This window comes from Cognatishimia activa (assembly GCF_017798205.1).
Lineage (GTDB): Bacteria > Pseudomonadota > Alphaproteobacteria > Rhodobacterales > Rhodobacteraceae > Cognatishimia > Cognatishimia activa_A.
In genome coordinates this window covers 1,708,714-1,729,001 of the sequence record NZ_CP060010.1, presented here as the reverse complement: position 1 = coordinate 1,729,001, position 20,288 = coordinate 1,708,714, and the positions used below count along the sequence as shown (strand labels likewise).

Here is a 20,288-nt window from a genome sequence, read left to right as displayed (position 1 = left end):
ATTTCGTTTCGGCTTGCATGTTGTTGCTTGGCTTGGTTCTGTCGGGCCAAATTCAGTCAAAAGGAAGCCTCCCGTGCCGATAGACGCCGTTGTTTTTGATGTTGGAAACGTCCTGATTGAGTGGCAGCCGGAGCGCGCCTATGACCGCCTGATTGGCGAAGACAAGCGTCGCGACATGTTTGCCGAGCTTGATCTGCACGATATGAACAATGACGTCGATCTGGGGGCTCCGCTCAAGGAACGCGCCTATGCGTTTGCCGAAGAGCATCCGAAGTGGGGCGACGCTATCCGCATGTGGCATGACAATTGGTTTGACCTCGCAGGGCCCGCAATTGATCATTCTTGGCGGCTTCTGCGGGCTTTGCGCGCCAAGGGGGTTCCGGTGTTCGTCTTGTCAAACTTTGGCGATGACATCTGGGACCGCGCCTCAGAGGTCTTTGAGATCCTGAAAGAATTCGATCGCTACTATGTTTCGGGCAAACTAGGGCATGTGAAACCCTTTAATCGCATCTATGAGATCGTCGAAGAAGACAGCGCGATCGAGCCGGACCGGCTCTTGTTTGCGGACGACCGCATGGACAATATCGAAATGGCTCAGGCGCGGGGCTGGAAGACGCATCTGTTTGAAGGCCCACAGGGTTGGGCAGATCGTTTGGTGGCCGAGGGGCTGTTGACCGCAAAGGAGGCGCAATGACCACATTGATCAGTTTTGTCGAGGGCGAGAAAAACCTCGACTGGATCGGGCTCAGCGACGCCTTGGCGGCGGGGCATGCTTTGCCCAAGGCCGAGATCTCGGACAGCTTTCTTTATCGCGGCAAAGACACGCTTTTGGTGCGGCAGGCCTGGATCGATGGGCTGGGTGTCGCGGTGAAGGCGGCGACGGTGTTTCCCGATAATCCCACGGCGGATATTCCGATGATCCATGGGTCGGTCAGCCTGTTTGACGACGCTCATGGCGACCTCGCGGCGATCGTGGATTTCCATCTGGTGACAAAATGGAAAACCGCAGGTGACAGCCTTCTGGGCGCGCGGCGTCTGGCGCGGCCGGATAGCAAGAAGATCCTGATCCTTGGTGCGGGCGTTGTCGCGCGCAGTCTGCATGCGGCTTATTCTGCGGCCTTTCCCGAGGCGCAGTTCTCCGTCTGGAACCGCACCCGCGCGAATGCCGAGGCCATGGCGGCCGCGCTGGCGAATGTGACTGTGGCGGAGGATCTGGAAACGGCGTTTAGGTCTGCCGACATCGTCACCTCTGCCACCATGAGCACCGAAAGCTTTATCAAAGGGGACTGGCTGCAGCCGGGACAGCATCTGGACCTGATCGGCGCCTATCGGCCTGATATGCGAGAGGCGGATGACACGGCGTTGCAGCGTGCGAGGGTCTTTGTGGATAGTTTTGATACCACGGTTGGGCACATCGGAGAGATCGAAAAACCTCTGCAAAGTGGGGCGATCTCGCGGGACGATATTTTGGCGGATCACTATCAGCCCGACCTCATGGTGCGCCAGTCAGACGACGATATCACCCTGTTTAAGAACGGCGGCGGTGCGCATATGGATCTGATGACCAGCCACTACATTCTGCAACAATTCCACGCGGGTTAGGGGCGGATCCTTTAAAAGGATCCGACGTCTTTTTCTTTTAAAGAAAAAGCCTTAGGCCGCCTGCGCTTTGCGCCGCTCGTTAATGGGTAGATGGACCAGGGCCGAGAAAGCTCCGACGCCAACGCCAATCCACCAGACGGCGGTATAGCTGCCGTAGATGTCGTAAAGCCGCCCACCCAGCCAGACACCCATGAAACTGCCAAGCTGGTGGCTGAAGAACACAATCCCATAGAGCGTGCCCATATAGCGCAGCCCATAAATATGCGCGATCAGACCTGAGGTCAGCGGCACCGTCGCGAGCCAGAGCGAGCCCATCGCAATCGAGAAGGCAATCACCGTGGCAGGGGTCATCGGCGTCATGATAAAGGCCGCCGCGACCAATGTCCGGCCCGTGTAGATCGCGGCCAACAGGTACTTCTTGGAGTACCGATTGCCCAAATAGCCCGCATAGAGCGTCCCTGCGATATTGGCGGCTCCGATCAGGGAAATCGCCACCGCGCCCAGTCGCGAGGTCGAGTTGATGCCCAATGACGAGAGCATCCCCGTCGGATCAATCGCACCACAAACCTCAGTGACAAAGGCTGGGAAATGCGCGGTGATAAAGGCAAGTTGGTAGCCACAGGAAAAGAAGCCGAGAAAGATCAGCGTGTAGGAAGGATCCTTGAGCGCCTTCATCAGGATCTCGCCCATGCTTTCTTCTATCTGCGCTTTGCTCACGGACGGCGCGCGCATCATTGGTAGAAGGGCGAGCACGGCGAGGACTGCGGCTGCGAACACGAGGAAGGTGTTCTGCCAAGACATAAAGCCCAGCATCCACTCGGCTACTGGCGCGCCAAAGACTTGCCCTGCGCTGCCCGCTGCGGTGGCGATGGCGAGGCTCATGGAGCGGTTTTCATCCGAACTTGCGCGTCCGACGACTGCGAGGATCACGCCAAAGCCGGTTCCTGCGATGCCGAAACCGATCAGAACCTCGTAGAGCTGGTGTGCGGTTGGCGAGACTGCCATCGATGACAGAACCAGCCCGATCGCATAGAGGATCGCGCCCATGATGATGGCTTTGCGATCACCGATCTTTTCCGCAATCGCTCCGAAAATTGGCTGACCTATGCCCCAAGCAAGGTTCTGGATCGCGATGGCGAGGGAAAATTCGGCGCGGGGCCAGTTGAATTCAGCGGCAATCGGGATCTGGAACACACCAAAGCTGGCGCGGATCGCGAAGGACACAAGAATGATCAGGCAACCGGCGATGAGGACCGGTGTGAAAAGAGGGGTGCGAGTCTGCATGGGGCGCTCCTATCTATGCGGAGTTTGCGCGCGGTGGGCTGCTTTGGTCAATTCAGGAATTGTGGTGATGACATCACGTTCCGTGATCATGGGTCTGCACTTCTGACCTTTGCTCATTTGGCACGGTAGGATGCCTCCGGCGGGAGTATTTTGAGCAAGATGAAAGGGGCCGCTTTTCACCGGCGATGTGTCGCGTTAAGGACGAGACATGGAAACTGTGAACGACATCTATAGTGCGCGGGTTGCGGAGGGCGTTCTAACCGCAGACCCGGCCCAACAGGCGGCGATTGTCGAGTTCGACCGGATCCTAGAAGAACTGGCACAGCCAGTGAAGTCCGGGTGGTTTCGGCGGGCGAAGCCTCAGGCGGCGCAAGGGCTTTATCTGTGGGGCGGTGTTGGGCGCGGCAAATCTATGGTGATGGATTTGTTCGTCGAAGTGCTTGAGGCGCGTAAGATCGCCGTGCGTCGGGTACACTTTCACGCCTTCATGCAGGAAATCCACGCGGGCATGCATAAGGCGCGTCAGGACGGGGTCGAGGATGCTCTGGCCCCCGTTGCGGCAGAGGTGACGGCGTCGCTGCGGGTTCTGGCCTTTGATGAGATGCAGATCACCGATATCACCGATGCGATGATCGTTGGCCGCCTGTTTGAGATGCTGATTGAGGGCGGCGTGACCGTCGTCACCACATCAAACCGCATTCCGGATGATCTTTATAAGGACGGGTTGAACCGGCAGTTGTTCCTGCCGTTCATCGACATTCTCAAGGCGCAAATGGTCGTGCATGAGATGGTCAGCCCGACGGACTATCGTCAAAACCGGCTGTCAGGTCAGCAGGTCTATTTTGTCGAAGCTAAGGGCGAGGCGCGTGACAAGATGCGGGCGATTTTTAACGATCTCAGCGGCGGTGGGGCGCAGCCTTTGCCGATCACCGTCAAAGGGCGGACGGTCGAGATCCCTGCCTTTCGCAACGGGGTTGGGCGGGCCACGTTTTTTGATCTTTGTGGCGCGATGCTGGGGCCTGGGGATTATCTAGCGATTGCTGAGGCCGTGAAGGTTTTAGTGCTGGAGGACATCCCGCGCCTGAGCCGTCATAACTTCAATGAGGCCAAGCGGTTCGTGACGCTGATTGACGCGCTTTATGAGGCCAAAGTACGGCTGATTTGTTCGGCGGCGGCAGAGCCGGAAATGCTCTATGTCGAGGGCACCGGATCGTTTGAATTTGAACGCACAGCCAGCCGCTTGCGCGAGATGCAGGACGCGGATTGGGGCCGTGATGAGGACGCTAAATAAGGCATTTCGGCATTAAAAAAGGGATGCCGAAGCATCCCTTTTCTGCTGTTTTCAGCCTTGCCTGTATGTCGGGATTTCACGCCGCTCGACTTGCGCTATCCCTCTGCCAATACTGAGAAAACTCAACTTACAGCCAATATACGCAGGCCCTTGCGAATCGGTCAATAGGCCCCGATTCGGTTTTTTTCGAATCAACCAACGGATGATTCGTTTTTCCGAGTCGTTTCAACGGTTTAGATCGGCAAAAAAAATTTGCGTTTAGCCGTTTTCGCGCAGGATGTTTCCGGCGAGGTAGAGTGAGCCGCAAATCAACACACGCGCATCGGGAGCTTTGGCTAGGATTGCGTCTAGCGCGGCTTGAACCGACGCGGCCTCAAGCGCCGTAAGGTCGACGCTTTCGGCGGCGGCTGCGGTGTCTGCGGCACTCAGCGTATTGGCCTCTCCGGGGATAGATACAGCGGTCAGGCTTGCGGCTTGTGTCGCCAAGGGGCGCAAATAGCCTGAGACATCTTTGGTATTCAGCATACCGCAGATCAGATGCGTCTCGCGTTTAGGAAGCGCGCCCAGCAGCGCGGCGAGCGCCTCACCTGCAGCGGCGTTGTGGCCGCCATCGAGCCAGAGTTCTGCCGATGGGGCGCTCTCGACCAATGGACCCGTTTTCAAACGCTGCATACGTGCAGGCCAGGTGGCCTGGGTCATGGCGGCCTCGCAAGCGGCTTCATCGGCTCCGAGGTAGCGCAGAGCGGCCAATGCTGCCCCCGCGTTTTGGATCTGATGGTCGCCGAGAAGCGCAGGCAAAGGCAGATCTAGGAGACCGGTTTCGTCCTGGAACACCAGACGGTCGCGTTCTTTGAAGACGTGCCAGTGTTGCCCATAGGCAAGGATCGGCGCGCCTAGGCCATTGGCTTTGGCTTCGATCACATCCAGCGCTTCGTCTTGTTGAGGGCCAACCACCACAGGTACGCCGCGTTTGATGATGCCCGCCTTTTCACCCGCGATTTTCGCCAGCGTATTGCCCAGGAATTGTTCGTGGTCGATGGAGACCGGCGTGATGACCGACAGCTCGGGCGTGATCACGTTGGTCGCGTCCAAGCGCCCGCCAAGGCCGACCTCGAGCAAGGTGTAATCGGCTGGGGTGCGCGCGAAAGCCAGAAGCGCTGCGCAGGTGGTGATTTCGAAATATGTGATGTCGATGCCACCGTTCTTGGCATAGCACTCGTCCAGGACCTCGGTCAGATATTTTTCGCTGATCAACTCGCCTGCGAGGCGGATACGTTCGTGAAAACGCGCCAGGTGCGGCGAAGTATAGGCGTGGACGCGTTTGTCCATCGCCTCAAGGCCCGCGCGGATCATCGACTGGGTGGAGCCTTTGCCATTGGTACCTGCGATGTGGATCACGGGGGGCAGAGCCTCTTGTGGATTGTCCAAAGCTGCAAGCAGACGCCAGACGCGGTCCAAGGTCAGGTCGATGATCTTGGGATGCAGCGCCATCATGCGCTCGAGGATTGCGTCAGAAGTCTGGGTCATGGTGCGGTCCTTGGGCTCTTGCCCCCTGCCCTAAATGAAAAACGCGCCCAGCAAAATGCCAGACGCGTCCTGATTTTGAATTTATCCGTCAGCTTACTCAGACGCTGCCTCGGTTTTTTCTTCGGCTGGAGCGTCAGCGACCTGTTCAGGCGCAGGCAGGTCACCTTTGATCGCAGGGCTAAGGCCCATCAGCATACGCACGATGGTGATCAGTTCGTCACGCATCTCGGTGCGTTTGGTGACGCGGTCGAGCATGCCGTGATCCAGCAGATATTCCGCGCGTTGGAATCCCTCGGGCAGTTTCTCGCGGATCGTCTGTTCGATGACCCGCGCGCCAGCAAAGCCGATCAGCGCGTTGGGTTCTGCGATCTGGACGTCGCCCAGCATCGCGTATGAGGCTGTGACGCCGCCGGTCGTTGGGTGAGTCAGGACGACGATGTAGGGCAGGCCCGCTTCTTTCAGCATCTGCAACGCCACAGTCGTGCGCGGCATTTGCATGAGGCTCAGGATGCCTTCCTGCATACGCGCGCCACCTGCGGCGGAGAACAGAATGAACGGGCGTTTGGTTGCAACTGCGCGTTCGACGCCGGCAATGATCGCATTGCCGACATAGATGCCCATAGAGCCGCCCATGAAGGAGAAATCCTGACCCGCCGCCACAATCGGGGTGCGGCCGATTTCGCCTTCGGCCACCAGCATCGCATCACGCTCGCCGGTTTTCTTTTGCGCGGCCTTCATGCGGTCGGGGTATTTCTTTTGATCCTTAAAGGTTAGAGGATCGGCCACCGGTTCTGGTACCTCAACCTCGGTAAAGATCCCACCATCAAACAGCGCATGAAAGCGATCCCGTGGCGTGATCGCCATGTGGTGATCGCAGTTGGTGCAGACGTTCAGATTGTCTTTGAGTTCGCGGTGGAACAGCATCGTGCCACAGTTGTCGCATTTGGACCAAAGGTTCTCGGGCACTTCGCGGCGCGAGAAGATCGAGTTGATCCGAGGGCGGACGTAGTTGGTGATCCAGTTCATTCAAAAGGTCCCAGAATTTCTTGGCTCACGCTGACATAAGCTGACGCAGCGGGAATTGCAATCAGCGCTTAATAGCGAGACGCGCTGCAAGCCACATGCACAAGAGGGCCGGAAGCTCGACCAGCATGGACTGGCGCACAAGCTCTGTGTTGTCGGGCCCAAAGGGTAGAACCGTGAGGGCAAGGCCTGACAAATGACCGGGCGTGCCGACGATCAGGATGCCGATGATATTATTGACGAAATGCATAGCGATTGCGGGCCCGAGGGAACCACTGCGCGCCGTGATATCCGCCGCTGCAAGGCCAAACAGAAACGCCCATGCGGCAACGAAAATTGCGTTCTCGCCATAAATGCTGGGCGCATAGTGCACGAGGCCGAAAATAAAGCTGGGCACAAAAATCCAAATCGCAGGATTCGTGAAACGCGCCGCCAATTGGCTTTGCATATAGCCGCGAAAGATAAATTCCTCGCAGGACACTTGCAGCAGGATCCCAACCAAAGCGAGCGGCAGCCACATCAGCCAAGTTGAAAACCCAAGCTGGCTGACCGGGCGCATGGCCTCTGGTGCAGGCAGGACAAGCACGATGGCCGCAAAAATCACCAAAGCGATCATCACGCGAAAGAAATCCCGCACAGCAAAAGAGATCGGCCCTATGACACCCGAAATCGCGCGATTGTGCAGTCCCCGCAAAACGACCCAAAGCACCATGAAAGGAATCACGAAGGTGAACAGCGCGATCAGCGTGCCTTGCGCTGTGGCGCCGCTGATACTGTCGCGCAAGAGAGACCCCATGCCAGCACGCTCCATCGCGCGCACCAGAGCGACCTGCAGCGCGATCGTACCGATAAACAGCAGGACAATACCGGAAAACAGGCGCAATAGTCCCGAATGCGGAAAGGCCTCTTTGGCCAGAATGTGATGTGGGTCGTAGGCTGACATGTAGCCAGGCGTAGCGTTTTTTGCTTCTATGGTCGAGGGGGAGGCTTGCTAGAACAGCGTGGGGCTGCATATTCCAGTGAGCGAGCTGATGGAGACAGAAATGCCGTCCAAGGTGACGACACTCTCACGGGGAATGATCCTTTGCGCTGTGATGGTGCTTGGGGGATGCCTGTCCCTGCCCGGCCAAAGCGCGTCTTTCCAGGACCGGGATGTGTCGATTTCTACGCGCTCCATTGATCTGCTCAACCGCGCGCGGCAGCGCGAACGGGTCAAATTGGTGAAGGGCGCGGTCATCGTGCGCGCACCCGAAGGGTATTGCGTTGATAAAAGCAGCCGGTCTGCCAGCGACTTTGTTCTCTTGGGCGACTGCAACGTCCTGCGCAAAGCGCAAACGCGGCTAGAACCCTATGAACGTGGGCTTTTAACGGTATCTGTTGGTGCCGTAAGTCCCAATCCTCCATCGACGTCAGACCTGTTGGACGGGCTCGAAGCCTTTGGCGAACCCAAGCGGCGCGGCAAGCTTGTGTCCGTTTTGATAGAAGAAGGCGGAGATCGTTTGGTGCCTGGTGCTGACAGTCATTATTGGCGCGCGATGACCGTCGTGAATGGACGTGTCGTGAGCCTCGCGGCCTTTGGCCCCCCCTACAGCGAGATGGCCCTGACCCGCGGACCGAGCCTCTTGTCTGAGTTGGCAGCCAACATCCACGCGGAAAGCCCAGAGATTGATCCAAACAGCCTTGTGGTTGCGCAAGCCCCGGTTCTGTCCGAATCTTCTGTAAAACAGAGCGGATCGGTATTTGATTTTTTCACCGGATTGCGTCAAAAAAACTAAAGACGAAACAATAACGGCATCAAAAATAGATTGTTCGCCAAATAAGAGCAGTCAGGGTCGTTGTAAAAATCTTTGGTCGCGAGCACATGGCAGCATATCCGGGCGGTGTTTTTCACAGGATGATCCAGCGGGGTCTGACGAGCTATTGGTCCTCGACCGCGCAGCACGCGCGGGACATGGAGCTTGAGCCTCTCAAGACCCGCAGAACCCAAGCAAGGCGTTTGCGGGCGCATCTGGACGAGGTGATCTCGGTCGCGGATGGGCAATTGGCTTTGCCAGTCATCGGGTCGAATTCTTTCTTCAAACCGCATGGTACCGATTGGTCCTGGCGTCCTGCGATCTGGCGGGAAAGCCTGCCGTCCAAAGGGATGGTCTCTGTTCAGTCAAAACAATCCCTCGGAGATGAGGTCGTGCTGTTTCACGACTGCAAGTATTCCGAACTGACCCTTCGCCAACTGCGCAACACGCGTGAAAAGGATCTCGCGCCTTACGGGCTGCGCATGGACGTCTTTGGCTTTGACGGCTCTTTCCTGTCGCTGGTGCTGGATATGCCCGAGGACTCGCTTGAGGGCCTGTGCCGCAACCATGTGATCCGCATGTCCACGATTGTGGAAATGGAAAAGCCGCTCGAAATCTTTGCGCGGCTGAATGTGAAACATGGCCCAAACACCGAACAGATCGTCCGCGAGCTGCCGCTGAACCAAGAAGAAATCAGCGTCGAGTTTGACCTCGCCTATACGCAGTTAAATGAGAAACAGCTTGAGAAAGCCTGGATCGATCTGATTTTCGAAGGTCCCGAAATGAACCAAGTGATCCTGCGGGATCTGAATTTCAGCCGCCGTCTGCGCGCCGAGATATGAGGATCAGAGCATGAGTACCTTTACGCTGACCAAGACCCGCTTGTTCGAAGGCGTCTGGGACGGGGTGATCACCTCGAAAAAGACCGACGGGATTGCACCTGCAATCGAAGTGACCTTGTTGGAAAAGCTGCTGGACCATGTGACGCTGATCCCGAATGGCGACAATCGCTGGATCCTGCGTATTCCGATCCCATCGACCGCGATTGCCGACGGCGTGCATACTTTCCTGATCCGCGAGAAATCCTCTGGCGAGACGCTGGAAAGCTTTTCGATCATCGCAGGCGAGGCCGTGGCCGAAGATATTCGCGCCGAGATGGATCTGTTGCGGGCCGAGCTGGACATGCTCAAACGCGCCTTCCGCCGCCATTGCGTGGAAACGACCTAGCGTTTCTTTTCCAGAACTGACGTGAGGTTGCCCCCTGACAATGTCAGGTTTTCTGGGCAGGGTTAGAGTCTGTCTGAGGAGGCCATGATGACCAGCTACCCTAATTTGCTCGCCCCGCTTGATCTGAGCTTCACCACGCTAAAAAACCGCGTGCTGATGGGATCGATGCATACGGGGCTTGAGGAAACCAAAGACTGGAACCGCGTGGCCGAGTTCTATGCCGAGCGCGCCCGTGGCGGAGTTGGCCTTATGGTGACGGGTGGTATGGCCCCCAGCATAGAGGGCGGCGTGTTTCCAGGGGCGGCTGGTCTGTTTAATGACGACGATATCGCGAACCATAAGGTGGTGACGGACCGTGTCCATGAGGCTGGCGGCAAGATCGCAATGCAGATCCTGCATGCAGGCCGCTATGCCTATGGGCCGAATTGTGTGTCCGCCTCTCCAGTCAAATCTCCGATTTCGCCCTTCCCCCCGAAAGAACTGGATGAAGTGGGGATCGAGAAACAGATTCAGGACTTTGTGACCGCGACGCTCCGCGCCCGAGAGGCGGGCTATGACGGGGTCGAGATCATGGGGTCTGAGGGCTACTTCCTGAACCAGTTCCTCGTGACCCATGTGAACAAACGCGAAGATCGCTGGGGCGGGTCTTATGAGAACCGCATGCGCCTGCCCGTCGAAGTGGTCCGCCGCTGCCGTGAGGCCGTGGGTGAAGATTTCATCATAATCTACCGAATCTCGATGATCGATCTGGTGCCCAATGGGTCTACACATGAAGAAGTCGTTGAGCTCGCACAGGCGATAGAAGCCGCCGGCGCGACGATTCTGAATACCGGAATCGGCTGGCATGAGGCGCGTATTCCGACGATTGCGACCTCAGTGCCGCGTCGCGCCTTTGCCTGGGTGACAAAGAAGCTCATGGGCAAGGTGAGTATTCCGGTGATCACGTCTAACCGGATCAACACGCCCGAAGTGGCCGAGGGTGTCTTGGCTGAAGGCTGTGCGGATATGGTCTCGATGGCGCGTCCGTTTTTGGCGGACAGCCAGTTTGTCGCCAAAGCCATGGCAGGCCGCGCCGATACCATCGCGCCTTGCATTGCCTGTAACCAAGCCTGTCTGGACCACACATTCAGCGGCAAGATGACGTCTTGCTTGGTCAATCCGCGCGCCTGCTTTGAAACCGATCTGGTGATCACGCCCACCGCCGCACCCAAGAAAGTCGCCATCGTGGGCGCAGGACCCGCTGGCATGTCGACCGCAATGACGGCGGCAGAGCGCGGCCATTCGGTGACGCTCTTTGATCGAGACGACAATGTCGGAGGCCAGCTGAATGTGGCCAAACAGATCCCCGGCAAAGAAGAGTTCTGGGGGCTTGTCGACTGGTACGACGTGATGCTCAAGGATCTGGGCGTCGATATACAGCTTGGCCGCGAAGTTGGCGCAAACGATCTGGCGGGCTTTGATGAGGTGGTCATCGCCACCGGCGTCACCCCGCGCGATCCCGGCATTCCGGGGCAAGATCACGAGATGGTTCTGGGCTATCTGGATGTGCTCAAGCACAAGAAACCTGTCGGCAAACGCGTCGCGGTGATTGGCGCGGGCGGCATCGGCTTTGACGTTTCTGAGTTCCTTGTCCACGAAGGTGAGAGCCTGACCGAAGACCTGCCTGCCTGGATGAAGGAATGGGGTGTCACCGATCCCGGCGAAGAGCGTGGGGGGCTTGCCCCCGAGGGACCTCAGCCCCACGCCGCAGCGCGTGAGGTCACTTTGTTGCAGCGGAAAGCCAAGGCACTTGGAAAGGGTCTCGGCAAAACCACTGGCTGGATCCACCGCGCGGCGTTGCGCATGAAAGATGTGCGCATGGTGGGGGGTGTGAACTATGAGCGGATTGATGATGAGGGTCTGCACGTAAGCTACGGCGAGGCTCGCGAGAACCCTGAGGTGATTGCGGTCGACAATGTGGTGATCTGCGCAGGACAGCTCTCTGATCGCTCACTTGCGGACGCGCTGGAGGCTGAAGGCGTGACATGTCACGTAATCGGCGGCGCGGATGTGGCCGCGGAACTCGACGCAAAACGCGCGATCAATCAAGGTGTGCGTCTGGCGGCTGGGTTTTAGGCCAACGCTACAAGCTGAACTAGATTAAAGGGCCTGCTTACTCAGCAGGCCTTTTCTGCTTTTGGCATGACGATTGACCAAGGCAGTTTGGACACGCGCATCTGGGATGGGCAGTTTTGAGTCCTTGATCTGCATCGGCAATGTCAGATCGGGAAAGATCTCGCGCAGCTCGGTGAGGGCGTCAGGTGGCAAGGCGCTCAGGGCCTCTGCCCCAAGGAAAAAGCTTTCGGTTGGCGCGTCATTGGCAAAGATCACCTCATGGGCGTCAAACAAGAGGTGATAGTAGGTCACGGTAGACAGGGTCTCATCCGCGAAAATGCCGGGCAGCGCGGTCAGGCGTAACGCGGGGACCAAAACGTCCTCTTGCGCCATCATGCGACCCGAGATCTGCGAGGACACCACCATGCGATGCTGACGCGAGACCAAGAGATCCTCAGACGGGAGCCCAGCGCCTAGGGCTCCGGCGGTTATTCTGATCGGGGACATCTTTGGTTCGGATGCCAGCGTTTCCGCATCGAAGCTTTGGGTGAAAACCTGACGCAAGGGCTTGGCCTCGCCATCAAAGGTGAGAACGTGCGTGCCAATCTTCAAATCTTCGACCTTCACCGGCCCGTCGACGGACCGGATCCAAGTGCCTTTGACCAGACAGGTCACATTGCCCGCATCTGGTGTGTCTTGGGTGAAATAAGTCTGTCCGCCATCTGTGGTCTCAAGTGACGAGCCTCTTGGGGCCTGCCCGACGTCCACAGAAGTATCTCCGGCGGCGGGACCGGATTGTGCGGTGATCGTCGAGGATGTGTCGTCAAATGACACAAAGGAATATGTGGTGCCATCCTGGGTCAGCGAGACCCCTTGGTGAAAGGCGACACCGTTGAAATTCGTGGCGTCTCCGTTTTCCAGAACATAGACGTCTTTGCCGTTCACAGTGGTCGGCGTGAGGTCAGAGAGATCGCTTATAGAACGCGGGTTGCCATTGCTTTGATAGACCGTGACCTGAAGCCCGGTGACATCAAAGCCCGCATCGACCGCGACCTCGATAAAGTCTTCATTTGCGCCTCCGAGGTATTTGACCTCAGAGATGAATGGATCTGGCATCTGCTCTTCTTATGTATTGCCTGACTTATTTTTTAGCACGGGCAACCGAAGATTCACATATTCCATTCATTGAAGCTGTGGGAACTGGCATAAACTTTTGTGTGATGGTTGGGCCTAGCCATGCACCGTTTGGCTGTCGGACGGGGCCTCTGTTCGATCATGCATCCCATAATCACGCAGAACCGACGCCACCTTTAGGCGGTAGCCCTCAAAGACCCCTGCCCGCCCCTTGGCCTGCGCATCGCGATGTTTGGACAGCGCGCGCCATGCCTTGACGGCCTCTTCGTCCCGCCAATAAGACAAGGAAAGCAGTTTCCCGGGAGTGCTGAGGCTTTGGAATCGTTCCATCGAGATAAAGCCATCGACCTGCTCGAGGATCGGTTTCAAATCAGCCGCGATTTCAAGATAGTCGCCCTGACGTCCTTCGGCGATTTCAACTTCAAAGATGACAGCGATCATGTGGCGTCTCCGTGTGGGGCTGAGGCCAATGTCAGAAAGGTGCGGTCTTCGCGCAAGAGGAATTTCTCGCGTTGGGCGAATTCATAGTTCGCGCGGCCCAAGGGGTCTGCGGCAAGGCGTTGGCGATAGGCCTCATAGGCCGCGAGGCTTTCGATGTTGTAGATCCCATAGGCTAGGGTCGTGGAGCCTTCGTGAGGCGCATAGTAGCCGATCAAATCAGCCCCATTGCGCGGGATGGCCTGCCCCCAGTTGCGCGCATATTGGGCGAATTGCGCTTTCTTGGTGGGGTCGATCTGATACCTGATAATACACGTCAGCATGATGGGCTCCTTTTGCTTGGGTTTGTGTCTAGCAGCTTGACGGCCCTACATGCTTCGCCCATGATCGAAGTATGAAGGAAGGACCAGACATCGCCCAAATCGCCGCTTTGATCGGAGACCCTGCCCGCGCCAACATCCTGACCGCTTTGATGAGCGGGAAGGCGTTGACCGCGACAGAGCTTGCGTTTGAGGCGGGCGTGACGGCGCAGACGGCTTCGGCCCATCTTGCGAAATTGACAGACGGGGGGCTGGTTGCGGCGCGCAAATCGGGGCGGCACAAGTATTTCACCCTCGTCAGTGATGAGGTTGCCGGCGTGCTTGAGGCCCTTATGGGTCTGGCCGCCGGTGCCGGGCATCTGCGCAAACGCACCGGCCCAAAGGACAGCGCCATGCGAAAGGCGCGCGTTTGTTACAACCACCTCGCGGGCGATATGGGCGTGCAGATGTATCGCTCGATGGTCGCCAAGGGATTGCTTGAGCCCAGCGATGAGTCGTTGATCCTGACCAAAGCGGGCCATGCCTTTGTTTCCGAATTGGGCATAGACTTGGACGCGCTGCCCACAAGCAAAGCGCCCCTATGCCGCGAATGCCTGGACTGGAGCGCGCGGTCCTCGCATTTGGCGGGACAGCTCGGTCGCGCCATTTTATCGCGCTTTATCGCTTTAAATTGGGCGAAACGTGAGGAAAACAGCAGGGTCGTGACCTTTACCCCAGAGGGGGAAAAAGCGTTTTTGTCTTTGTTTCCAATGCCTGAACGCAGCATTGCCGAATTGTGACCGTCTGTTTCCGTGCCATTAACGATCCTTGGTAATTTCCCGATATTGTCAGTGATGTGCCCATTTCGTGCCCCATTTCACCGTCAAAACTTGTGTCGAGCAGTAGCCACAAGGATTACGAAAAATGGATCGCTTAACGGAAATGGAAGCCTTCGCCACGGTCGTTGACCAAGGCGGCTTCACCGATGCCGCGAAAAAGATGGGCATCTCTAAATCCGCGGTTTCCAAGCATGTTTCGAGCCTCGAAGCACGTCTGGGCGCCCGTTTGCTAAACCGCACCACACGTCGTGTGAGCCCAACCGAGATCGGTCTGGCTTATTACGACCGTGCCCGCCGTGTTCTCAATGACGCAGGTGAGGCTGACGCGCTGGTGACATCGATGCAATCTGCGCCTTCGGGCCTGTTGCGCATCTCGGTGGCAACGGATTTTGGTGTGAACCACCTCTCGCCAGTTCTGGGCGACTTCCTCGCGGAATTCCCGGACATCACGGTAAATATGGTGCTGAACAACCGCTACGTTGAGCTGATCTCCGAAGGGTTTGATATGGCAATCCGCATTGGCGAGCTGGAAGACAGCTCTCTGCGGGCCCGCAAACTCACAGAAACCACACGTCGCATGATCGCGAGCCCGAAGTATTTCGAACAATACGGGCGTCCGCAGAAAATCGACGATCTGAATGAACACAAGCTGTTGCATTATTCCAGCCAGTCCAATGGCGCGGTCTGGAAACTGGCAGCCCCCTCTGGCGAGAAACGTCAGGTCCGCACGGCCGGCTGGCTGTCTGTTAATGACGGGCAATCCCTGCTGAACGCAGCCATCGCGGGTCTGGGCATCGCTTACTTGCCAAGCTTCCTTTACGCGGATGCCATGGAACAAGGTCTGGTCGAGGATGCGATTCCTGATCTGCCGATGGAAACCCAAGGTATCTACGCGGTCTATCCTCCGGGTCGGTTCACCCAGCCCAAGGTGCGTGCCTTCATCGATTTCCTGGTGAACGCCTATGCCGATAAGGGTCCGACCGACTGGTAAGACCCACCCGAGACAAATCCATTTTTTCCCAGGCTCATCCAAGCCCGACTGGCCCCGCATCATGCGGGGCTTTTTTACGCAGAACGCCCGCTTAGGGAGTGAGGAGCACCGCCTCAACGCGGCGATTAGAGGTCTTGCCTGCTTCACTCGCATTGGTCGCAAGTGGCGACAGGAAGCCAACGCCATAAGAGTCGATCTGATCGGCAGAGACTCCAAGCCGATCAATCAGATACGCGGCCACCGACATCGCGCGTTTTTCGGACAGTTTCATATTGTTGTCCAAGCTGCCCACGTTGTCGCTGTGGCCAACAAGGGCGATCCGGCGTGTGGAATCTTCGGCAAGGAAACTCGCCAGATCGCGCAGGGATTGGAACGGTAGATCCGCCAGCTGGGACGAGCCGGTTTGAAAACTCAGGTCGCTCAGAACGGCGCGGCCGCCGGTGCGCAGCGCCAGGATGGTGGAGCCGCGTGCGATCACAGGGGTGGCGCTGATGGTCCCTAGCGAAATGCCAGACGAAAGCGGCAGCGCTGCTTCGGCCTCAGACGGCACCACCGAGATGATCTGCATCAGACCCAGATCGGCTGTGCGACTGACCAGAACCGAGATCGCCTCGCTGCCGGTGAAAGACTCTTTCAGGGCTGAAACAAAGCGGAAATCCTGAAGGTCCACAAACATATCCGGCGCGGGGACGACGTCTGTGTTGAAGCGGAAATCAAACCCGCCGCAACTGTCGGAATCACAATCGAGCATAATCGCATAGCCGCCCGCTTCGATCTGACGGCGCAGAGGTTCGATCAGCTGCTCTGTGCTGGCCGAGCCCGCCAGGCCCCAGACCTGTTTGGTCACCTCGCCATTGACGCGGCGGGTGGACAGGTAGCCGTCCTGATAGGGCGCATCAGGCAACCCATAGCTGGCCGTTTCCTCAATGCTCTCAAACTGAACTGCACTGCCCTCGGGCATAGCGATCTCTAAGGCTGCCAAGGGCAAAGGCAAAAGGATCAGAGGGACAAGAGCAGCTTTAAAGGTCATCTGGCCTGTGAATGATATTCCGGGTTCGGCACCATGCCCGTGGCCGAGGCCACGCGGTTAGACATATTGTAGAAACCGGCCACGTTGGCAATGTCCCAGATGTCGCGGTCCGTAAAACCGACATCACGAAGCCGTTGGCGGTCGCTTTCCTGCACGGTTTTGCTGGCCTCGGTGATTTGTGCCGCGAAATCCAGCATGGCGCGGTGTCGATCAGACAGGTCAGCGGCGCGGTAGTTCATATGCAGGATCTCGCCCAGCGCAGGATCACCAGACAATTCGCGCACAGCGGCGCCATGGGCGACAAGGCAGTAAAAACAACTATTGATCGAGCTGACCACCACAGCAATCATTTCCCGTTCGAGCTTGCTGAGGCCGCTCTCGCCAAGCATCAGATCGTTGTAAAGCGCCGTAAAGGCGTTCAGCTTGTCGATGTCAAAGGCATGCGCCTTCAGGACATTGGGCACCATGCCGAGTTTTTCTTCGCAAATCCCAAAGTACTTCGCGGTTGCTTCAGGCAATGGATCGACCATCGGCAAATCAAGCGCTGTGGTTTTGTCAGACATGGGTTACTCCGGTTTGATGCGATAATGATACGCGCCAATCAGGGACATTCCCAAGCTTTGATACAAGCCATTCGCTGCGTCATTTGCTTTTGTGCAGAGGACCGAGACGGTGTGGCCTCCGTTTTTCCGCGTCCAATTGCCCGCGCGATGCATGGCCCAGCGCCCGAGCCCATTGCGCCTTTGCGTGCCCAAAATCTCGAGCGCATGTAGCATTGTGATCCCCCGATGCATCGCCATAAAGGCCGTTCCTGCGGGTTTGTCGTTGAACCGACTGACGATCCCTGTTTTCGGAGAGCATGCCCGGCGCATCACCTCTATCCGTGCGGGTCCAATACCACCCTCGGACCAGATTTCCTCCATGATGCGCAAAGGTTCCCAGGCGGGAATGGCAATCGTGCGCGGGATATCATCGCGGGCGAGGTCTTTGGCATCAATGGCATAGAGATTGACTGGATCGATGACATCATAGCCACGGGCTTCCAGCATGGAATCAAACCTCTCTTCCCCATCGCGCAACATAAACAAAGGCGCTTGGCCCAAAGCGCGCATTGCTGTCTCGGCGGCTCCGATATCGGCATCGCCCAAAGCGCGCGCCAATGTCGCCGCAGACACCCTTTTGCCGCCGCCCTGACCATCGCGAATGGTGAACCCAGCCTCTTGCCAATCCGAGGCCTGCGGCCAAGTGGCCTCTGTCACCTCATAAAGCGTCTGGACATTGGGGAGCGTCATGCGAAAGTCTCCCGCAAAGCGTTCATTGCGGCGTTCAAGCGTGTTTCATCCGTGCCGCGCACCACCAAGTTGGCCCCATAGATGCCGTCTTGCTGAAACGGGTAAGAACCAAACGACAGATCATCAAACTGTTCCGCCAATACGCCAAGGGGCCCTGCGATGTCGCCTTCCCCCTTCACGACGCGCAGCGTGTCGGACAACAAAGGCGCGCCTCCCGTTAAGGTCGGCAGAACAGAGGCCACCATAGCTTTGAAAACGCTCGGCACCCCTGCCATCACATGCACGTTCCCCAAGGAAAACCCCGGGGCCACTGATACAGGGTTGTCGATCAACACCGCCCCATCCGGGATCCGCGCCATCCGCAACCGCGCGGCGTTCAGCTCGCGTCCGGATTTTTCATAAAAATCCGCAAGCAGCGCGCGCGCGTCGTCCCGCACATCAATCGGCGCATCAAAGGCCGCTGCAATGCAATCGGCTGTGATGTCATCATGGGTTGGCCCAATACCGCCCGAGGTAAATACATGATCATAGCGCTCAGACAGGACCTTCGCGGCCCCTGTGATCTCGGCGGCCTCATCACCGACAATGCGGACTTCCTTCAGATCAATCCCACGCTCTGTCAGCTGCCCTGCGAGGTAATGCATATTGGCGTCTCGCGTCCGGCCAGACAGGATTTCATCTCCGATCACAAGCATCGCGGCGGTGGGATTTGGCATGGGCGTCTCCTTTGGGCGGCAAGATAGCCCGCCCCGCGCGTCACACAAGCCGAAAGCGATGTTCATGGGCGGGCCAATGCGCTAGGCAGAGCCTATGGACTTCACAACGCCCCTCATCCCTGCCCGCCTGATCAAACGCTACAAACGCTTTCTGGCGGATGCGCGGCTCGAGGACGGCAGCGAAATCACGGCCCATTGCGCCAACCCGGGCTCGATGATGGGGCTGAAGGATCCCGACACCAAAATCTGGCTCGAGCCAAATGACGATCCTAAGAAAAAGCTGAAATACGGCTGGCGTTTGGTGGATCACGAGAACGGCCACTTTACGGGCGTCGATACCTCGGTGCCGAACCGTGCCCTCAAAGCAGCACTCATGGCCCATGAGGTGCCAGAGCTCGCAGACCATCCAAACGTGCGCAGCGAAGTGAAATATGGCACCAATAGTCGCGTGGATTTTCTGCTGTCTGGCAATGGCCCGGACCTCTATGTCGAAGTGAAATCCGTGACCCTATCGCGCAAGGCCGGCATCGCCGAATTCCCCGACAGCGTCACCGCGCGGGGCACAAAACACCTGCATGAGCTTGTTGAGATGACCAAATCAGGCCACCGCGCCCTGATGCTTTATCTGGTACAACGCACCGACGCCGAGGTCGTTACACTGGCAAAAGACATCGATCCGACTTACGCCAAAGCGTTTGATATGGCCGTCGATGCCGGCGTCGAAGTCCTCGCCTATGACTGCCAAATCTCACCTCAAGCGATCACGCTCGGCCGCCCCTTGCCGTTTCGGAAATAGCCCCTCTGGTCCTTTCCGTCAGAAAACCCTAAGTAAGGGGCAACAAAGACTTTCGGAGCGCCTTTATGATCCTCAAGGCTGGCAAAACACGCGACGGTATTACGATCCACAAAGAGGCGGATTTCGCGGGCATGCATAACGCAGGCCAGATCACCGCGCGCATTCTCGACGAGATCGCGGACCATGTGTTCCCGGGCCAGACCACGGGTGAGATCGATCGGATCATCGAGGCCAAAGTCATCGAATATGGCACCAAATCCGCGACGATTGGCTACAAGGGCTATCAGCACGCCAGCTGTATTTCCGTGAACCATGTGGTCTGCCACGGCATTCCGGGCGACAAGAAACTCAAGGACGGCGATATCCTGAATATCGACGTCACAGTGATTGCCGACGGCTGGTTTGGCGATTCCAGCCGCATGTATGTCGCCGGCAAACTGCCCCGCAAAGCAGAACGCCTGATCCAAGTGACCCATGATGCGCTGATGCTGGGCATCGAAGCGGTCAAACCCGGCAACACTTTTGGCGATATTGGCCACGCGATCCAGACCTATGCCGAAGCGCAGCGCATGTCCGTCGTCCGCGACTTCTGCGGCCACGGACTTGGCCGTGTGTTCCACTCTCCGCCAAACGTTCTGCACTACGGTCGTCCGGGCACCGGACCGAGGCTCGAAGAAGGCATGTTCTTTACGATCGAGCCCATGATCAATCTGGGCCGCCCAGAAACCAAAGTTCTCGCCGATGACTGGACCGCCGTGACTCGCGACAAATCCCTGTCTGCACAGTTTGAGCACTCTATCGGCGTGACCTCAGACGGGTTTGAGATCTTCACACTGTCTCCAGCTGGAAAATTCCACCCGACCTACGGCTAATCTTTCTCTTGCCCCAAATATCCTGGGGTGAGGTGGAAGG

General features: G+C 57.6%; 22 protein-coding genes. 11 read left to right on the top strand and 11 right to left on the bottom strand.

Annotated features, from left to right (window positions below; all coding sequences use genetic code 11):
- Window positions 1–73 precede the first annotated feature (73 nt).
- Window positions 74–694, top strand: coding sequence for an HAD family hydrolase (locus HZ995_RS08360; protein ID WP_209355224.1), 621 nt, complete (start codon window positions 74–76; stop codon window positions 692–694).
- Window positions 691–1,602, top strand: a complete 912-nt coding sequence (locus HZ995_RS08355; protein WP_209355223.1) for an ornithine cyclodeaminase family protein — start codon at window positions 691–693, stop codon at window positions 1,600–1,602. Before HZ995_RS08360 ends, HZ995_RS08355 begins: the two co-directional genes overlap by 4 nt.
- A gap of 51 nt (window positions 1,603–1,653) precedes the next feature.
- Here the strand turns inward: HZ995_RS08355 and HZ995_RS08350 are convergent, their stop codons facing one another.
- A complete protein-coding gene (locus tag HZ995_RS08350) occupies window positions 1,654–2,886 on the bottom strand; it encodes an MFS transporter (protein ID WP_209355222.1) in 1,233 nt (410 codons plus the stop codon).
- A 208-nt stretch (window positions 2,887–3,094) separates the two neighbouring features.
- On the opposite strand from HZ995_RS08350, the gene zapE reads away from it, so the two are divergent.
- A complete protein-coding gene (gene zapE, locus HZ995_RS08345; RefSeq protein ID WP_209355221.1) occupies window positions 3,095–4,177 on the top strand; it encodes a cell division protein ZapE in 1,083 nt (360 codons plus the stop codon).
- A 258-nt stretch (window positions 4,178–4,435) separates the two neighbouring features.
- Here zapE and HZ995_RS08340 read toward each other — a convergent pair whose 3' ends face one another.
- The 3 genes from HZ995_RS08340 to HZ995_RS08330 form a co-directional block, all read right to left on the bottom strand.
- A complete protein-coding gene (locus tag HZ995_RS08340) occupies window positions 4,436–5,704 on the bottom strand; it encodes a bifunctional folylpolyglutamate synthase/dihydrofolate synthase (protein ID WP_209355220.1) in 1,269 nt (422 codons plus the stop codon).
- 93 nt (window positions 5,705–5,797) lie between these two features.
- On the bottom strand, window positions 5,798–6,730 hold the full coding sequence (gene accD / locus HZ995_RS08335) for an acetyl-CoA carboxylase, carboxyltransferase subunit beta (RefSeq protein WP_209355219.1): 933 nt from the start codon (window positions 6,728–6,730) through the stop codon (window positions 5,798–5,800).
- Window positions 6,731–6,791: 61 nt separating this feature from the next.
- Entirely contained in the window at window positions 6,792–7,670 is an 879-nt protein-coding gene (locus tag HZ995_RS08330; protein WP_209355218.1) for a CPBP family intramembrane glutamic endopeptidase, read from the bottom strand.
- 88 nt (window positions 7,671–7,758) lie between these two features.
- Between HZ995_RS08330 and HZ995_RS08325 the strand changes: the two genes are divergently transcribed.
- The 4 genes from HZ995_RS08325 to HZ995_RS08310 all read left to right on the top strand — a co-directional run bounded on the left by HZ995_RS08325 (window position 7,759) and on the right by HZ995_RS08310 (window position 11,862).
- Window positions 7,759–8,502: a hypothetical protein gene (locus tag HZ995_RS08325; RefSeq protein WP_209355217.1), complete on the top strand. Its 744-nt coding sequence runs from the start codon at window positions 7,759–7,761 to the stop codon at window positions 8,500–8,502.
- Window positions 8,503–8,588: 86 nt separating this feature from the next.
- Entirely contained in the window at window positions 8,589–9,362 is a 774-nt protein-coding gene (locus HZ995_RS08320; RefSeq protein WP_432417965.1) for a DUF6478 family protein, read from the top strand.
- A 10-nt stretch (window positions 9,363–9,372) separates the two neighbouring features.
- Complete coding sequence (locus tag HZ995_RS08315; RefSeq protein ID WP_209355216.1) at window positions 9,373–9,747, top strand: hypothetical protein; 375 nt, start codon at window positions 9,373–9,375, stop codon at window positions 9,745–9,747.
- 87 nt (window positions 9,748–9,834) lie between these two features.
- Window positions 9,835–11,862 carry an NADPH-dependent 2,4-dienoyl-CoA reductase gene (locus tag HZ995_RS08310; protein ID WP_209358211.1) on the top strand — a complete coding sequence of 676 codons (2,028 nt, stop codon included), beginning with the start codon at window positions 9,835–9,837 and terminating at the stop codon, window positions 11,860–11,862.
- 24 nt (window positions 11,863–11,886) lie between these two features.
- Here the strand turns inward: HZ995_RS08310 and HZ995_RS08305 are convergent, their stop codons facing one another.
- The 3 genes from HZ995_RS08305 to HZ995_RS08295 form a co-directional block, all read right to left on the bottom strand.
- A complete protein-coding gene (locus tag HZ995_RS08305; protein ID WP_209355215.1) occupies window positions 11,887–12,957 on the bottom strand; it encodes a Hint domain-containing protein in 1,071 nt (356 codons plus the stop codon).
- A gap of 114 nt (window positions 12,958–13,071) precedes the next feature.
- Window positions 13,072–13,416, bottom strand: coding sequence for an antibiotic biosynthesis monooxygenase family protein (locus HZ995_RS08300; protein WP_209355214.1), 345 nt, complete (start codon window positions 13,414–13,416; stop codon window positions 13,072–13,074).
- Window positions 13,413–13,736 carry an NIPSNAP family protein gene (locus HZ995_RS08295; RefSeq protein ID WP_209355213.1) on the bottom strand — a complete coding sequence of 108 codons (324 nt, stop codon included), beginning with the start codon at window positions 13,734–13,736 and terminating at the stop codon, window positions 13,413–13,415. The genes HZ995_RS08300 and HZ995_RS08295 overlap by 4 nt, the downstream gene beginning before the upstream one ends.
- Before the next feature lie 71 nt (window positions 13,737–13,807).
- On the opposite strand from HZ995_RS08295, the gene HZ995_RS08290 reads away from it, so the two are divergent.
- Together HZ995_RS08290 and HZ995_RS08285 are read left to right on the top strand one after the other, a co-directional pair.
- Window positions 13,808–14,512: an ArsR/SmtB family transcription factor gene (locus HZ995_RS08290; RefSeq protein WP_209355212.1), complete on the top strand. Its 705-nt coding sequence runs from the start codon at window positions 13,808–13,810 to the stop codon at window positions 14,510–14,512.
- 124 nt (window positions 14,513–14,636) lie between these two features.
- Window positions 14,637–15,542 (top strand): LysR family transcriptional regulator, encoded by a 906-nt coding sequence (locus HZ995_RS08285; RefSeq protein WP_209355211.1) that lies wholly within the window; start codon window positions 14,637–14,639, stop codon window positions 15,540–15,542.
- Between the two features lie 91 nt (window positions 15,543–15,633).
- On the opposite strand, the gene HZ995_RS08280 is transcribed toward HZ995_RS08285, so the two are convergent.
- Genes HZ995_RS08280 through HZ995_RS08265 form a run of 4 tightly spaced genes read right to left on the bottom strand, consistent with a single transcriptional unit; the run spans window position 15,634 to window position 18,580 of the window.
- Complete coding sequence (locus HZ995_RS08280; RefSeq protein ID WP_209355210.1) at window positions 15,634–16,572, bottom strand: OmpA family protein; 939 nt, start codon at window positions 16,570–16,572, stop codon at window positions 15,634–15,636.
- The gene (locus tag HZ995_RS08275) at window positions 16,569–17,135 is read right to left on the bottom strand and encodes a peroxidase-related enzyme (protein ID WP_209355209.1); all 567 of its coding nucleotides are present in this window, start codon (window positions 17,133–17,135) and stop codon (window positions 16,569–16,571) included. The genes HZ995_RS08280 and HZ995_RS08275 overlap by 4 nt, the downstream gene beginning before the upstream one ends.
- Window positions 17,136–17,138: 3 nt before the next feature.
- Window positions 17,139–17,864 (bottom strand): GNAT family N-acetyltransferase, encoded by a 726-nt coding sequence (locus tag HZ995_RS08270; RefSeq protein ID WP_209355208.1) that lies wholly within the window; start codon window positions 17,862–17,864, stop codon window positions 17,139–17,141.
- A complete protein-coding gene (locus HZ995_RS08265; RefSeq protein ID WP_209355207.1) occupies window positions 17,861–18,580 on the bottom strand; it encodes a competence/damage-inducible protein A in 720 nt (239 codons plus the stop codon). Before HZ995_RS08265 ends, HZ995_RS08270 begins: the two co-directional genes overlap by 4 nt.
- Window positions 18,581–18,674: 94 nt before the next feature.
- Between HZ995_RS08265 and sfsA the strand changes: the two genes are divergently transcribed.
- Window positions 18,675–19,376 (top strand): DNA/RNA nuclease SfsA, encoded by a 702-nt coding sequence (gene sfsA, locus HZ995_RS08260; RefSeq protein ID WP_209355206.1) that lies wholly within the window; start codon window positions 18,675–18,677, stop codon window positions 19,374–19,376.
- 65 nt (window positions 19,377–19,441) lie between these two features.
- Entirely contained in the window at window positions 19,442–20,248 is an 807-nt protein-coding gene (gene map, locus HZ995_RS08255) for a type I methionyl aminopeptidase (RefSeq protein ID WP_209355205.1), read from the top strand.
- The last annotated feature ends 40 nt before the right edge of the window (window positions 20,249–20,288 follow it).

What these genes read in the sequence shown, in the direction of transcription:
- HZ995_RS08355 (WP_209355223.1), top strand. Translation starts at nt 691, where the DNA reads ATGACCACATTGATCAGTTTTGTCGAGGGCGAGAAAAACCTCGACTGG.
- HZ995_RS08350 (WP_209355222.1), bottom strand. Translation starts at nt 2,886, where the DNA reads ATGCAGACTCGCACCCCTCTTTTCACACCGGTCCTCATCGCCGGTTGC.
- zapE (WP_209355221.1), top strand. Translation starts at nt 3,095, where the DNA reads ATGGAAACTGTGAACGACATCTATAGTGCGCGGGTTGCGGAGGGCGTT.
- HZ995_RS08340 (WP_209355220.1), bottom strand. Translation starts at nt 5,704, where the DNA reads ATGACCCAGACTTCTGACGCAATCCTCGAGCGCATGATGGCGCTGCAT.
- accD (WP_209355219.1), bottom strand. Translation starts at nt 6,730, where the DNA reads ATGAACTGGATCACCAACTACGTCCGCCCTCGGATCAACTCGATCTTC.
- HZ995_RS08330 (WP_209355218.1), bottom strand. Translation starts at nt 7,670, where the DNA reads ATGTCAGCCTACGACCCACATCACATTCTGGCCAAAGAGGCCTTTCCG.
- HZ995_RS08325 (WP_209355217.1), top strand. Translation starts at nt 7,759, where the DNA reads ATGGAGACAGAAATGCCGTCCAAGGTGACGACACTCTCACGGGGAATG.
- HZ995_RS08320 (WP_432417965.1), top strand. Translation starts at nt 8,589, where the DNA reads ATGGCAGCATATCCGGGCGGTGTTTTTCACAGGATGATCCAGCGGGGT.
- HZ995_RS08315 (WP_209355216.1), top strand. Translation starts at nt 9,373, where the DNA reads ATGAGTACCTTTACGCTGACCAAGACCCGCTTGTTCGAAGGCGTCTGG.
- HZ995_RS08310 (WP_209358211.1), top strand. Translation starts at nt 9,835, where the DNA reads ATGACCAGCTACCCTAATTTGCTCGCCCCGCTTGATCTGAGCTTCACC.
- HZ995_RS08305 (WP_209355215.1), bottom strand. Translation starts at nt 12,957, where the DNA reads ATGCCAGATCCATTCATCTCTGAGGTCAAATACCTCGGAGGCGCAAAT.
- HZ995_RS08300 (WP_209355214.1), bottom strand. Translation starts at nt 13,416, where the DNA reads ATGATCGCTGTCATCTTTGAAGTTGAAATCGCCGAAGGACGTCAGGGC.
- HZ995_RS08295 (WP_209355213.1), bottom strand. Translation starts at nt 13,736, where the DNA reads ATGCTGACGTGTATTATCAGGTATCAGATCGACCCCACCAAGAAAGCG.
- HZ995_RS08290 (WP_209355212.1), top strand. Translation starts at nt 13,808, where the DNA reads ATGAAGGAAGGACCAGACATCGCCCAAATCGCCGCTTTGATCGGAGAC.
- HZ995_RS08285 (WP_209355211.1), top strand. Translation starts at nt 14,637, where the DNA reads ATGGATCGCTTAACGGAAATGGAAGCCTTCGCCACGGTCGTTGACCAA.
- HZ995_RS08280 (WP_209355210.1), bottom strand. Translation starts at nt 16,572, where the DNA reads ATGACCTTTAAAGCTGCTCTTGTCCCTCTGATCCTTTTGCCTTTGCCC.
- HZ995_RS08275 (WP_209355209.1), bottom strand. Translation starts at nt 17,135, where the DNA reads ATGTCTGACAAAACCACAGCGCTTGATTTGCCGATGGTCGATCCATTG.
- HZ995_RS08270 (WP_209355208.1), bottom strand. Translation starts at nt 17,864, where the DNA reads ATGACGCTCCCCAATGTCCAGACGCTTTATGAGGTGACAGAGGCCACT.
- HZ995_RS08265 (WP_209355207.1), bottom strand. Translation starts at nt 18,580, where the DNA reads ATGCCAAATCCCACCGCCGCGATGCTTGTGATCGGAGATGAAATCCTG.
- sfsA (WP_209355206.1), top strand. Translation starts at nt 18,675, where the DNA reads ATGGACTTCACAACGCCCCTCATCCCTGCCCGCCTGATCAAACGCTAC.
- map (WP_209355205.1), top strand. Translation starts at nt 19,442, where the DNA reads ATGATCCTCAAGGCTGGCAAAACACGCGACGGTATTACGATCCACAAA.